12 protein-coding genes and 1 tRNA gene are annotated in these 13,781 nt (G+C 35.9%); 9 read left to right on the plus strand and 4 right to left on the minus strand.

The features are described 5' to 3' along the window. Positions 1 to 234: 234 nt before the first annotated feature. The gene (locus ELS83_RS00005) at positions 235 to 858 is read right to left on the minus strand and encodes a YqaA family protein (RefSeq protein ID WP_171593448.1); all 624 of its coding nucleotides are present in this window, start codon (positions 856 to 858) and stop codon (positions 235 to 237) included. A 105-nt stretch (positions 859 to 963) separates the two neighbouring features. Continuing rightward, the gene (locus ELS83_RS00010) at positions 964 to 1,257 is read right to left on the minus strand and encodes a hypothetical protein (protein ID WP_171593449.1); all 294 of its coding nucleotides are present in this window, start codon (positions 1,255 to 1,257) and stop codon (positions 964 to 966) included. A gap of 168 nt (positions 1,258 to 1,425) precedes the next feature. Here ELS83_RS00010 and ELS83_RS00015 point away from each other — a divergent pair, with 168 nt between their 5' ends. The 8 genes from ELS83_RS00015 to ELS83_RS00050 all read left to right on the plus strand — a co-directional run bounded on the left by ELS83_RS00015 (position 1,426) and on the right by ELS83_RS00050 (position 9,214). After that, positions 1,426 to 2,229 (plus strand): adenine nucleotide alpha hydrolase family protein, encoded by an 804-nt coding sequence (locus tag ELS83_RS00015; protein ID WP_171593450.1) that lies wholly within the window; start codon positions 1,426 to 1,428, stop codon positions 2,227 to 2,229. An 11-nt stretch (positions 2,230 to 2,240) separates the two neighbouring features. Beyond that, a complete protein-coding gene (locus ELS83_RS00020) occupies positions 2,241 to 3,179 on the plus strand; it encodes a universal stress protein (RefSeq protein ID WP_171593451.1) in 939 nt (312 codons plus the stop codon). A 274-nt stretch (positions 3,180 to 3,453) separates the two neighbouring features. Next, entirely contained in the window at positions 3,454 to 4,707 is a 1,254-nt protein-coding gene (locus ELS83_RS00025; protein WP_171593452.1) for a sensor histidine kinase, read from the plus strand. Beyond that, positions 4,708 to 5,361 carry a response regulator transcription factor gene (locus ELS83_RS00030; RefSeq protein WP_171593453.1) on the plus strand — a complete coding sequence of 218 codons (654 nt, stop codon included), beginning with the start codon at positions 4,708 to 4,710 and terminating at the stop codon, positions 5,359 to 5,361. A gap of 164 nt (positions 5,362 to 5,525) precedes the next feature. Further along, on the plus strand, positions 5,526 to 6,857 hold the full coding sequence (nhaA, locus tag ELS83_RS00035; protein WP_171593454.1) for a Na+/H+ antiporter NhaA: 1,332 nt from the start codon (positions 5,526 to 5,528) through the stop codon (positions 6,855 to 6,857). 209 nt (positions 6,858 to 7,066) lie between these two features. Next, positions 7,067 to 7,148 (plus strand) — tRNA-Leu (locus tag ELS83_RS00040). A 158-nt stretch (positions 7,149 to 7,306) separates the two neighbouring features. After that, complete coding sequence (locus ELS83_RS00045; RefSeq protein WP_171593455.1) at positions 7,307 to 8,197, plus strand: alpha/beta hydrolase; 891 nt, start codon at positions 7,307 to 7,309, stop codon at positions 8,195 to 8,197. 69 nt (positions 8,198 to 8,266) lie between these two features. Continuing rightward, positions 8,267 to 9,214, plus strand: coding sequence for an NAD(P)H-dependent flavin oxidoreductase (locus ELS83_RS00050; protein WP_171593456.1), 948 nt, complete (start codon positions 8,267 to 8,269; stop codon positions 9,212 to 9,214). Here the strand turns inward: ELS83_RS00050 and ELS83_RS00055 are convergent. Then, positions 9,211 to 9,714 (minus strand): DUF6155 family protein, encoded by a 504-nt coding sequence (locus ELS83_RS00055; RefSeq protein WP_171593457.1) that lies wholly within the window; start codon positions 9,712 to 9,714, stop codon positions 9,211 to 9,213. The genes ELS83_RS00050 and ELS83_RS00055 overlap by 4 nt on opposite strands. 752 nt (positions 9,715 to 10,466) lie before the next feature. Here ELS83_RS00055 and ELS83_RS00060 point away from each other — a divergent pair. Continuing rightward, positions 10,467 to 12,101 carry a hypothetical protein gene (locus tag ELS83_RS00060; protein ID WP_171593458.1) on the plus strand — a complete coding sequence of 545 codons (1,635 nt, stop codon included), beginning with the start codon at positions 10,467 to 10,469 and terminating at the stop codon, positions 12,099 to 12,101. A 209-nt stretch (positions 12,102 to 12,310) separates the two neighbouring features. On the opposite strand, the gene ELS83_RS00065 is transcribed toward ELS83_RS00060, so the two are convergent. Then, positions 12,311 to 13,732 (minus strand): glutamate synthase subunit beta, encoded by a 1,422-nt coding sequence (locus ELS83_RS00065; RefSeq protein ID WP_171593459.1) that lies wholly within the window; start codon positions 13,730 to 13,732, stop codon positions 12,311 to 12,313. Positions 13,733 to 13,781: the final 49 nt, after the last annotated feature.

Raw genomic sequence — 13,781 nt, forward strand, 5'->3', positions numbered from 1 at the left:
ATCTGTTTGGATCTATAATAACAAGAGACCTCATTTGAGTTTGAATTATAAAACACCTAATTTTATACATCAAAAATCCAGTGAGGCTAGCCTCACTGGATCATATAATTAATTTATAAATGTGTCAACCTATTTTAGGACGACTCACCCATCTTGCTCAAACATAAGTGCAAAAAAAACGCCAAGTGGATGACTTAGCGCAGTTTCTTTATCGGATTGTATTTCAGCAATAGCTTACTCCATCAATCTAAAAATTGCAAGGGCAAACAAATAGAATCTCAAGAATCGGAATAACCCATAGAATAAGTACTTTCTAAAGCTAAAATGAATAATTCCAGATGCAATGCTCACAATAGAGAATGGGATTGGCAAAAGGGCTCCTACAATAATCAGAAAGCCACCCCATTTTCGGATGTTTTGGATGTGTTTTCCAATTTTCACCTCTATCCACTTTTTTAATCGTGGTATTCTCACCACTAAGCGCCCTATAAAATAGGATACACATCCTCCCAGGTAGGAAAGAATGGCCAGAATGGTAAGATAAACCAATGGCGACGGTAAGGTTTTTACCCAGGCAATGAACAATTCGGGTGGAATCAGGCCTAAAAACGACTCAGAGATAAAGAACACCGTTAACAAGCCAAAGGTTGGCAAATCTTTGGTGGTTGTATAAAAAAGGTTCTCGAAATCGAGCACATAGTATTCCAAAAAGAAAACCAGCCCACCTATCAGTAATAAGGGAACAATGGCCTTTTTTAGGTTGGAAACAATGAAATTATAAAATCCGGTATACGAATAATATTGATGCAACAATAAAATTCTTGGTTTTTTGCTCTTTTTGCTTGGTTGTAACTTCATAAATAAACTTTGAACTTGTTTTGCTAGGACAAGAAATCGGTAATAATTTGAATTAAACCCCTTGCAATAAAGGTTTAAATCAGACGAAAAAAATGAGGGTAATAATTATGCCTGTGGAGGTGGTGTTATAAAATTGAATATGGGCTTTCCACACTCAGGCTCATGGTAGTAGAACTGATCTGAAACTAAACCTGAGTAAAGCGAATCCAGCTGCTTTCTGTAATCATAGCACTCTTCGCTGTCGGCTTCCTCTAAATCGCCCGGTAGTTCCATAGAATCGCCACAATTTTCAACCAATTGATCATTTGCAAAATCATCCTGCATGCTAGCAAGATTGAAAACAGTGCTGCAAATCAATAGCAATGAAATAATGATAATGTGTAGCGACTTCTCGTTCATACTTGAAAATTATATTCGGCAAATGTATTAAAAATAGATATATCACAAAGTGATTAATAAGGAAAATTAGGAAACTTTAACAAGTAGGGAAATCCCCCATATGATTTAGGATTCCTCCTGTTTTCCAATAATAGGCTCTGCGCTACTTTTGTAATAAAAAATAAAGGCATGGAGAACAGGAACAATTACACAAACAGAATACTGATTCTTGCAGATTTCTCAGAGGGGAATCAATCAGCGATCGATTTTGCAATAAAATATCTCTATAATGATACAACAAAGGTTTTTCTTGTGCAAACCTGGCAAAAACCTTCTTATGGAGCTTCTATGGTGAGAGATTTAGCTCCAATTTTACAGGATATCTCTAAAAGAGAATTAAAAGCACTCAAGGCAGATCTTCTTACAAAATATGACCTTCAGGAACAAGAAGTAGAAATGTTGTCATTCGAGGGTGAATTGAGCAGGTTTTTTCAATCGGAATGGTATCAAAATCACAATTGGCAAGTAGTGCTGGGTCTGAACGAGACGAATAGTGATTTGCAATACAATCCGCGTTTTAAAGAAATTGTACAAAATGTAAATCAGCCATTGTATGTGTTGAACAATTGTAAAGCCAATCAAAGCATTGATAATATATATGTCAGGAATTCAAATTCCAGTTTGTCATTGCCTATTCTAAGTTCATTGCAGAAAGTATGTGCAAAACAAAAATGTAATGTTCATGTCGGTCTTAATATCAATCACATTACAATTAGCGAAAAAGCAGAAATCGTGAAGACTTATGCAAACGCTTGCATTGGATCAAATGTGCGATTCGAGAAATTATCTGAAAGTGTTCAGAAACCGCTGAATGTAGATTCATTACTAACGATTTATCATAGCGATAAGTTGCCAGATAAGGAACGTGATTTACTATCCTACTTCGACAAGTGGTTTGTCAAAAGTAAAGGAATTACCGTTAGAAACTTTTAAAGCTTTTTAAGATGAAAACGTACAGATTTAAGAGGATATTGGTGCCAGTAAGTCTGGCAGTTGAGAGTACTACAGCATTTAAACAAGCGCTCTATTTCAGAAAAAAGTTTGGGGCAGAGATCGTTTTATTGCATGTGGTTCAGAAAATAGGAGGCATTTCGAACGTTTTTCAACCTAAACTTAAAGATAGTCTTCAAGGAAGAGGTATGGTTCGACTGATAAGGTTCACGAAAATGCATTTTAGGGGGCGAATTCCTGATGATGTAAAGTTAAGAGTCGAAGTGGGGAATTATTTGAATATCATCAATTCGATTAGCAGTTCTGAAAATTTCGATTTGGTAATTCTTAACCGAAGCAATAGGATAGAAGGCTTAAGTGAGAGGTTTAAAACAAATAGCATCGATCAGATTATTCGTGAGTCGAGATGTCCGGTAATTAGTGTAAACGATAGATGGACGGGCAGTGGAATTCGAAATATTTTGGTGCCGGTGGATATTTCCAGACAATCGCGAGATTTATTAAACTGGTCTATAATACTAGGGAAGGCATTTAATGCAAAAATTAAACTTTTGGCAGCACTAACTGTAAATATAGAGCTGAAACGAAGTTTAGCATACAAAAAATCTCAGATCATGAAACATTATATTGAGCGGGAAGGAATAGACTGTACGGTAAGCATTGTAGAAAAAGAGAATTTTGGAAAAAACGATGCTTTGGTAGAAGGCGCTAAGAAAACGCCAGCCGATATTCTCCTGATTCAAGGTTTCCAGGATTTGATGTTCAGTCATTCGCAAAGCGAGCGCTTACTGGTAGAATTTTTACAGAATTCGAGTAGACCCATTTTTAGTCTGGGAGTGAAAGATGAAGGATTTGTAGCCAATTTACTGACGATGAGTAAAAAACAAGTGAATATTAGTGACAGAATTTCAAGCAAAGCATTAAGATGGTAGTTAATCCGTAAACAACAAACCAACCATTGATGATCAGAAAAGAAAATCATACAATTTAATTGATTATTTAGGGGATAAACGATTGATTTTCTTCGGAAAGCTTCCAATAGAATATTGAGATAGTGAAACCATAGTTAGTTTTTGGGAGCTTTCCACTCTGATCAAATCAGATCAAACCGAGGCGGAATTTTACATCAAACTCACGTTAAATAATAACATAACACTAGAAAATTATTAGTAGATTTGATATAAATAATTCAGGACATACATAGCAATGAATAGAAGATTTTTCGTAAAGCAGAAAATTGCTCTTATCCTTATCGGCTTTAGTTTAATAGCGATTGCTGCTATTTTCTATACACTAAATCGAAGTATCGAATTGGATAGAGAGCACATTCAATTGGTCGAAAATTCCGAGAAAATAGAAATTAAAATCTTCGATGCCCGAATTAAATATGGCAATTATCGTTCTGAGCCAAAGCCAGCTCTGATAGAGTCAATCGATTCACTTTTTGTAAGAGCTTTTCTGAATATTGAAATCATTGCTGAGATTGCATCCAGAGAATTCAGCTTTAAATCACAGGAGAACAAAGAATTTACCAAAGACTTAATGCTGCTTAGGGAATCTATATCCGAAATTGAGCCCATTCTGAAAAATTCGATACCTGATATCAGTACGAGTGAACTCGATAAGGCATTTAGGTCATTCGATGATACATTTACACAATATGAGAAAGCACTGCATTTATACATCAATCAAACCAATCAGAAATTCAAAAGAAACATCTTTTTTCTGCTTGCTTCTTTGCTTCTTTTGCTAATTGTGAGCTTGGTAATCGTAATCAGATTAATGAATTCTCTAACACAAGCGCATGTGCAACTGGTTAGAAATACCATGACGGTAGAACAGCGAGAGAGAAAGAGAATTGCCAGGGAATTACACGACGGATTGGGTGCGCTTCTTTCAAGCATTGGTCTTTATGGTAAAATGTTGGGCAAGGAGTTGCAAACACAAGAAAAATCACTTGAGAAAGTGAAGCAAATTAATCAACTCTCCAAACAAGCATTAGATACAGTTTCTGAGGTAATTAACAATTTGAACCCATCGGTTCTGAATCGTTATACTTTAAAAGAATCCTTAGAGCGTTTAGCCATTAAAATTAACAAACTCGATCATGTAAATGTACAAGTCGATCTCGATAACTTTCAGGGTCAGCCTCAACAAAGTACGCAGGTTATCATATATCGAATTTGTAGTGAACTGATTAATAACACACTAAAGCATGCAGGGGCTTCAAATATCACGATCAAATTATCTGGTGTAAATGTTTTGATTTTGCATTATTCCGATAATGGTATCGGGTTCGATTTTGATGTGAACAAAACCAAAGCAGGAAGTGGTATGGGCTTGCAGAACATCATCGAGAGGGTTGAATCTATAAATGGGTCCTATCATGTTCAAACAGCAGAGAACAAGGGATTTCAAATAAAAATTCAGTTTGCACTCAGCAAAATAAATAGGAATTAAATGGATAAGATTAAGGTAATATTGGTAGACGATCATAAGATTTTCAGAGATGGATTTCGTTTGCTTCTTCAAACTTTTTCATTTGTTGAAATTATTGCAGAAGCTTCTAATGGCAAAGAGTTTTTGGACTTAATTCCCAACCACCAGGCCGATATCATTTTCATGGATATTAATATGCCACAGGTAGATGGAGTAGAAGCGAGCCAGAAAGCCTTGGAATTAAACCCCGATCTAAAAATTATTGCCTTAACCACTTTCCTTGATGATGATTACCTGGAGCAAATGCTAATGGCTGGAGTAGAAGGATATATGCTGAAAAGCGCAGAAATTGAGGAATTCGAGAAGGCCATTTTAAAAGTATACGAAGGTGGCAATTACTTTTCCGATGAAATAGTAAGTTTATTATCAGATAAACTTAATATGCTTCGCAAAAAGAGAAAGCGCAAGGATGAGTTACCCGAATTTACCGATAGAGAAAAGGAAGTGCTCGAATACATCTGCAAAGGTTTTGGAAACAAACAGATTGCAGAAGCAACATTTTTGAGTATTAAGACCGTAGAGAAGCATAAAAGTAGCCTGTTTCAGAAAACAGGAACTTTTAATACTGTGAACCTGGTTATTTATGCCTTTAAACACCAAATTATTAAATATTAGTAAAACACCTATCGATCATATCGAACAATTATGATGCTGTAATTGTTATTTCGCTGATTGCTGACCGAAGTAGGGAAATCCCCATTGTACATACTATCGCAGCATTGTATTTTCGCAGTAAGATTAAAAACAATAACAAAATAGTTATACAGAAATTTTAGGTGATGATTCAATTTATTAAAAAGCAAAAGTTGTTCCACAGGATTAAGGATCCGTTGGTAGAATTCGTTCGATTAGAGGCGTTTAGTGGTATTGTTTTGATGTTTTTTACCCTTTTGGCACTCGCCATCTCAAATTCGATACTAGGAGAAAACTTTATTGCATATTGGACCAATTATTTTGGATTTCAGTTTGGTGACTGGACTTTAAAAAAGTCACTATTGCATTGGATCAACGATGGTTTAATGGCCATCTTCTTTTTTGTAGTTGGATTGGAAATTAAACGAGAATTGCTTACCGGCGGACTTTCTTCGGTTAAAAAGGCAAGTTTGCCAATTTTTGGTGCTATAGGTGGTATGCTCGTTCCTGCCTTAGTTTATGTCAGTTTAAATACTCAGGGTGAAGGAACACACGGTTGGGGAATTCCAATGGCTACAGATATTGCTTTTGCACTTGGTATTTTGATATTGCTGGGAAAGAGAATACCAACCTCTCTTAAACTATTGCTAACATCAATTGCAATTGTTGATGATATTGGAGCTGTAATGGTGATTGCATTGTATTACACCAGTGAGATCGATTGGATTTATTTATTGTATGGTGGTGGAATTTATGCTTTGCTGTGGTTATTCAATTTCTTAAAAATCCGAAACATATCAGTTTACCTTATATTTGGGTTATTCCTTTGGTACGTGGTGCTAAAATCGGGTGTTCATGCAACACTGGCAGGTGTGTTATTGGCTTTAACCATTCCGGCACGTGCAAGTCGAAATATCTTTGAATTCATTGGTTCAAATCAGGAATTACTCAAAAATCTTGAAGATAAAACTCCTGATTTACAATTAAAACCAAATGAGAAATTCATTCAGGCATCGGTAAGTTCCATCGAAAGCAACTGTTTAAAAGTACTGTCGCCATTACAACGATTAGAACATGATTTTCATCCATGGGTAGCATACATGATTGTGCCACTATTTGCTTTTGCTAATGCTGGTGTAATTATCGATACAGATTTAACCAGCAGGGTATTCGAGCCTGTTTCAATCGGAATTATTTTAGGTTTATTTGTCGGAAAACCATTGGGAATCTTCTTTTTCTCCTGGATTGGCGTTAAGCTTAAAATTGCTCAGAAACCAAGTGAAATTTGTTGGTCACAAATCCTTGGTATTGGTTTCCTTGGAGGAATTGGATTTACCATGTCATTCTTTGTTTCACAACTGGCTTTTGCAGATCCGGAAGTGTTAAGCCTGGCCAAATTTGCAGTTTTAATTGCATCATTAATGTCTGGAGTAATAGGATTCCTAATTTTAAAACTGTTTTGTATTAAGGAACAATAATTTCTTCATAATTTTCATAGTTTAATTAACAAGCCGGAGTGAAAGCTTCGGCATTTTTTTTCAAAAAAAAGAATGAAGTTAATGAACTTGTTTATCAGATAGTTTTGTTGCGAATTGCCCTAAAATAGGCTTGTGCAGAAGAATTTTTTTATCAGAATATTTTGGTAGTAAAAAAAAATCCACCATATTTGCATCGCAATCAACGCAACGCGGATGTGGCGTAATTGGTAGCCGCGCTAGACTTAGGATCTAGTGCCTTCGGGCGTGGGGGTTCGAGTCCCTTCATCCGCACAAAGGATCAACTAATGTTGATCCTTTTTTTGTTTAAAATAAATTGCAATTCATATCATGTAGTTTGTACCTTAAAAACACCCATCTGTACATAAAATTTGCAAAAGCACTTAAATCTGCTCAATTTAGTTGGATATATACCAATTAACTGAAACGATATGAGATTATTACTGCTTTTACTGTTGAGTTTTTCTTTAAGCGCATATGCCCAACTTCCAGATGTAGCTAGTGGCACGATCAAAAGGTTCGAAAATTTTGAATCAAAATATATAGTTCCACGAAATGTTGATGTTTGGTTGCCCGATGGATATTCTAAAGAGAAAGAATACTCCGTATTGTATATGCATGATGGACAAATGTTGTACGATGCCAACAAATCCTGGAATAAACAGGAATGGATGGTTGATGAAGTGGTGAGTAAATTGATCAATGAAAAGACAATTGATGAATGTATAGTGGTAGGGGTATGGAATGGAGGTGCATATCGCCACAGCGACTATTTTCCCGAAAAGGCAGCCAATTATTTGCCGAAATCACTGCAAAGTCAATTAAGAGACAGTTTAATGGGTGATTTAAGAGCCGATGAATATCTAAAATTCCTTACCAAAGAATTGAAGCCTTTTATCGACAAAACATTTTCTGTTAAAACCGATAAGGAACATACATTTATAGCAGGTTCTAGCATGGGCGGATTGATCTCTATGTATGCAATATGTGAGTATCCTAATGTTTTTGAAGGTGCTGCATGCATTTCAACCCATTGGCCAGGAGATACCAGAATTGTTAATAATCTAATTCCAGAAGCTTTTTATTCTTATCTAAAAGACAACCTGCCTTCGCCTAAGAATCACAAAATATATTTCGATTATGGAACAGAAACTTTAGATAGTTTGTACAAACCATTACAGTTGAAAGTGGACGAAATTATGCGACAAAAAGGATTTACCAGCGAGAATTGGGTAACAAAGGAGTTTGTTGGAGAAAATCACTCCGAAGATTCCTGGTGCAAAAGATTGCACATTCCTCTTACATTTATCATGAAAAAATAAAAACAAAAAGCTTCCAAACGGGAGCTTTTTTAATTTTACAATCTTAAGGTTAATTTATATCTTGATGATATGGCAATAAAAACCTTATCGCAAATTCTGAATATTGAACATCCCATTTTACTGGCACCAATGTTTTTGGTCTCTAATACTGAAATGATTCTGTCCGCATTGGAAATGGGCTGTACAGGAGCAATTCCTGCACACAATTATCGCACCGAAGAAGACTTGCGAAAGGCCATACAATGCATTAAAGAGGCAAGCAATAAACCTTTTGGAATTAATTTAATTGTGAATCGCTCTAATCCGAAATACCGCAAACAACTTCAGGTATTACTCGATATGCAAGTCGATTATATCATTACATCATTAGGAAACCCAAAAGAGGTAATTAAAGAGTGTAAACCACTCGGAATTAAAGTGTTTTGTGATGTTGTAGATGTCAAATACGCAAGAATTGTGGAAGATTTGGGAGCGGATGCCGTGATTGCAGTAAATTCGCAAGCTGGAGGACATTGTGGAGGATTTGGTTCCAAACAATTATTGGAGAATTTACAGAAGGAAATCAACATTCCTATAATTTCAGCTGGAGGGGTTACAAATTCGAAAGATATTGAAATGGCAATGAATCTTGGTGCCGCAGGAGTATCTGTAGGAACCATATTTATCGCAAGTATAGAATCCCCTGTTAGTGAGGAATACAAAGCAGCATTAATACGTTATGGGGCCAAGGATATCGTAAAAACTACAAAGCTAACAGGATCACCATTAACCGTTATCAATACACCATACGTTCAGAAAATTGGGACCAGGTCGAATATTTTGGAATGGTTAATTAATCATAGTCCACAACTAAAGAAATATGCAAAAATGCTATTGGCATGGAGAGGTATGGCTAAGGTTAAAAAATCAGCATTTAAAGCAGCTTATGACAATGTTTGGTGTGCTGGTCCGGCGATTGATTCAATTCGGGAAATCAGGCCGGTAAAAGAGATTATAAAAGGGCTGATTAATTCTTAATGATAGCTCTTTTGAAAACCTTCTCTGTTCATCCATCTTTGATCAATGGATTCATCAACAATACGATTTAATCTTGCTTTGAACTCTGCCTCAATTCCATTCTCTCGGATGTATTTTACCGCTTCCTGAAAAGATTTTAACATGCTTTTGTAAAAAGATTCTTGCTTAATGTATAACTCAGTTGTATAGGTTTGAGCTACTTCAATATTATATAGCATGATATCGGCGATTAAGGAAGACTCTACACCCAACCTTTTAAAATGCCTGATGTATCCCTGGGCAACCGAGCGTCTCATTTTTGCTTTTCGGCCATTTACAGGAAAATACTCTTTCGAAATTTTAAACTTACACTCTTCCATTAGTTTATTTTCTTTCGGATTGAACGCGAAATCGTAAAACTCTTTTACTTCTTTAAATCGGGTGTATAAATCAAGAATTTGATCTTCCAAATGTTCCTTCGAAAGGTGATGAATGTATTCTTTTAAATCTTTTTTACTCATGTTGTTCGATTCAGTTACTGCAAAGATATAATAAGATTGAAATTTAACAGGGATAAAACATTATTTAAGTAGATTTTTAAAGGGTTTTAGCAATATTCTATTGTTTATATTGTTAATATAAAATATTTAAACCTAGCGTTCAAAACTTGTATGTACAAAATTACTTGTTTAAGATTGCTTAACAATTTAAACTGTTTCGAACACGTTAATCTATTTAATGAAATCATTTGTCATTTAAATGAGTCATTTCATGTAATACACATAAGTATTGATAGAATAGTTCACTAGCTTTATTTGTGTAAAAAAAATTACAAGTCTTATTGATTTATGTTATTAGTTGAAATAAGGATGTAGTTTTACGTACAACAAGCTTAAAACCTAGTGTTTGTGTATTGATAAATATGCTAATAAAACCACAAAAAGTGACAGAACGAAATTACTCTAATCTACATGATTTAATGTGTTCCATGATGACCAATTCAATGGAGCAGTCTTTGTCACCAAATATACACAATAAGGTTTGTAGTTCTTCTAATTATTGCCAAATCGAATCTATTACAATACTCTCTTTTTTGAAAATGTATTTATCGCAACTGTTTTGTCAACCAATTGGCGATAGAGATATTTTACTGCTTAAAATATTTAAACAAATAAAGTTTAATAGTAAAAGATAAAGAAAAGGATAAAAACCAAACAACCACATACCAATGTTTTCTTTATCTCAGTATTCACTTTTACCTAAAAATTCGACGATGAAAAAATTCATGTTTACATTGATGGCTGTAGTATTATCTGCAGGTATTTCATTCGCACAGGAAAACTGGTCAAATATTGATCAAAGTGGAATGGACAACGAAGCTACAGTATTACAAACTGGCTTATGGAATATGAGCGACGTGCTTCAGATTGGAGATTATAACGTAGCAGACGTTACTCAGGATGGTTTCTTGAACTATTCTTCAATTGTACAAGTAGGTTGGGATAACCTTGCAATGGTAGACCAACTAGGTACAAACACATCTATTATTTCTCAGTTCTTTACTGAAAGTAATAAAGCGTATGTTATGCAAAGAGGAGCTAATTTATCTGTTATCGATCAGTTCTGGGGAGTAGATAATATCGCTTCTGTATATCAGAATGGAATGAATACATCTTTCATTTACCAGTGGTTCAGTACTTGGGTTGAAGCTTACGTTGATCAGATTGGTTACTTTAACTATTCTATGATTGATCAAATGAGTGTTTGGGATATTGCTTATGTATTCCAGTATGGTGATTTCAATACATCATATATTACTCAGTATGACAACTTCTATTCAATTGCTGACGTTTTCCAATTGGGTTATGACAACTTCTCTATGATTGACCAAATGATGGGATATCGTGATTTAGCTATGGTAACACAATTTGGCGATTACAATTCTTCATATATTACTCAGGATTACAACGAAAGAGCAAGAGCTACTGTTGTGCAGGATGGATCTTGGAACTTAGCTGATGTTTATCAATTTGGTGGTTTGTACAATAGCACAAATATTAACCAAATGGGTTATGACAACTGGGCATTTGCAACTCAGGTTTATGGTATTCTAAACCATATCGAAATTGAGCAATATTATGACATCAACACAGCTTATGCTACTCAATTTGATGGATTCTTCAATACTGCTTACATCGGACAATTAGGCGCTTGGAACTTAGCTGAAACTTACCAGGAGTTTGGTATGTTCAACTATGCAGGTATCGCTCAAATGGGTGATTTCAACCGTGCAGAAGCAACTCAATTAGGCGGTTATGGCAACTGGGCTGGTTTAGTTCAATATGGTTACTTCAACAAAGCTGAAGCTCTTCAGATTGGTGGAGAAGACAACACAATTTATGCTGAGCAAGATGGTGATCACAACTACGCAGGAATGTATCAAGAAGATGGTATGTACAATCTTTCTAACGTTCTTCAGTTAGGTCATGGTAATATGGCTTACACAGAGCAAATTGGTGGCGAAGCAAACGAAATTTATGTAGTACAAGAAGGTATGCATAACATGTCTGAAACTTACCAATTTGGTGGAGCAGGTACAGTTGCTTTAGTTGATCAGTTTGGAGATTATAACTACTCGGGTATTCTTCAAAGTAACGTTACCAACTCTGTTGCTGACGTAGCTCAGGAAGGTATGTTTAATGAGTCAATCATTTACCAATACAACGGTGATAACAATGTTGCAGAAGTTACTCAAACTGGTGATTTCAACTTCTCTGGAATTCTACAGGTAGGTTCTGATAACACTGCTACAGTTGAACAAGATGGTTTTGGTCACTTTAGTACAGTTACTCAATTTGGAAACGGTAATACTGCTACTGTTACTCAGTTGAATACTCCTACACCTTAATCGCATTTAATTACAACGAATTAATAAGTGCAAATTTTAATGGATTTCGATATTTGTAGTGGTTGTGAATATCGGAAGTGAATTTAGGTTTTAATTAAAATAGGGAGCGTTAACTTGGTTAACGCTCCTTTCCTTTGCATTAAAAAGAACCGATAGCTATTAAAATATCCATCGGTTCTCCCACTTAACTGCCTATGTTTAGTGTAATATTATTTCATTAATTGTTTATGTATGGAACTTGCCGTTTTTCGACCGCTATCAATGGCGCGTACTACTAAACTAGCACCACTTGTAGCATCTCCACAACAAAATACTTTAGGGTTAGAGGTTTGTCCCTGTTTATTGGTTTTAATATTGCCACGGGGATCCAATTCCAATCCTAACTCTGTAACAAGCCCTTCATGAATTGGGTGTACAAAGCCCATTGCCAGCAATACCAAATCGGCTTCAATTTTCTCCTCGCTTCCAGGTACTTCCTTCATTTTGAATTCAGCTTGACTGTCCCTTTTCCATTCAACCTGTACAATTTCTAGTTCTGAAACATTGCCATCTACACCATTAAACTGCTTCGAACTTAAAGACCAACGTCTTTTACAGCCTTCCAAATGAGAACTGGAAGTTCTTAAGGTATCGGGCCAATAAGGCCATGGATTGTTTTCTTCACGTTCTTCCGGTGGCTTTGGCAACAATTCAATTTGTAGTACCGATTTTGCCTTCTGACGCACCGATGTACCAACACAATCGGAACCAGTATCTCCACCTCCAATTACAACAACATTTTTTCCTTTGGCAGAGATTCTTTCTTCTTTGCTGAACTCATCGCCCCGAACAACTTTGTTTTGTTGTTTCAAAAAATCCATTGCAAAGTAAATGCCGTTTAAATCTCTTCCTTCTATAGGTAAATCGCGTGGTTTCATGGCACCAATGGCTAAACAAATTGCATCATACTCTTTCTCAAGATCAGAAAAAGAAACATTGACACCCACGTCCTGTTTGGTTCTAAACTCAATTCCTTCTTCAACGAATAATTCCAATCTGCGGTCAATAACATGCTTGTCCAGTTTAAAATCAGGTATACCATAACGAAGCAATCCACCAATTGCATCATCTCGTTCAAACACCGTTACTTTATGCCCCGCCTGGTTCAGAAGGTCTGCTACCGATAATCCAGCGGGGCCAGATCCAATGACAGCAACTTTTTTTCCTGTTCTATTACTCACAGGTCTTGCCTTGATGTACCCGTAATCAAAAGATTTTTCGATTACTGATGCCTCATTTTCACGAATTGTTACCGGTGAATTGTGCAGTGACAAAACACACGATTTCTCACAAGGAGCCGGACATACCCTTCCTGTAAATTCAGGAAAGCTATTGGTGGATTGAAGAATTTGAGCTGCTTCTTCCCAGTTCTCCCTGTAAATGGCGTCTTGCCATTCGGGAATTTTACTGGCAGTCGGACAGGCCCAGTGACAGAAAGGAATACCGCAATCCATACATCTGGCTGCCTGATCAATTCTATCTTCTAAATTTAATGTTTGTTCAACCTCTCCAAAATCTCCAATTCTATCTCTAACCGGGCGATAACCGGCTTCTTTTCTCTTTATTTCTAAAAAACCTTTCGGATTTCCCATAATCTTTCATTTTACAGTGATCAATCAACACTTACCAATTGATAATTGC

Origin of the sequence: Marinifilum caeruleilacunae (assembly GCF_013141825.1) — a bacterium.
GTDB lineage: Bacteria > Bacteroidota > Bacteroidia > Bacteroidales > Marinifilaceae > Marinifilum > Marinifilum caeruleilacunae.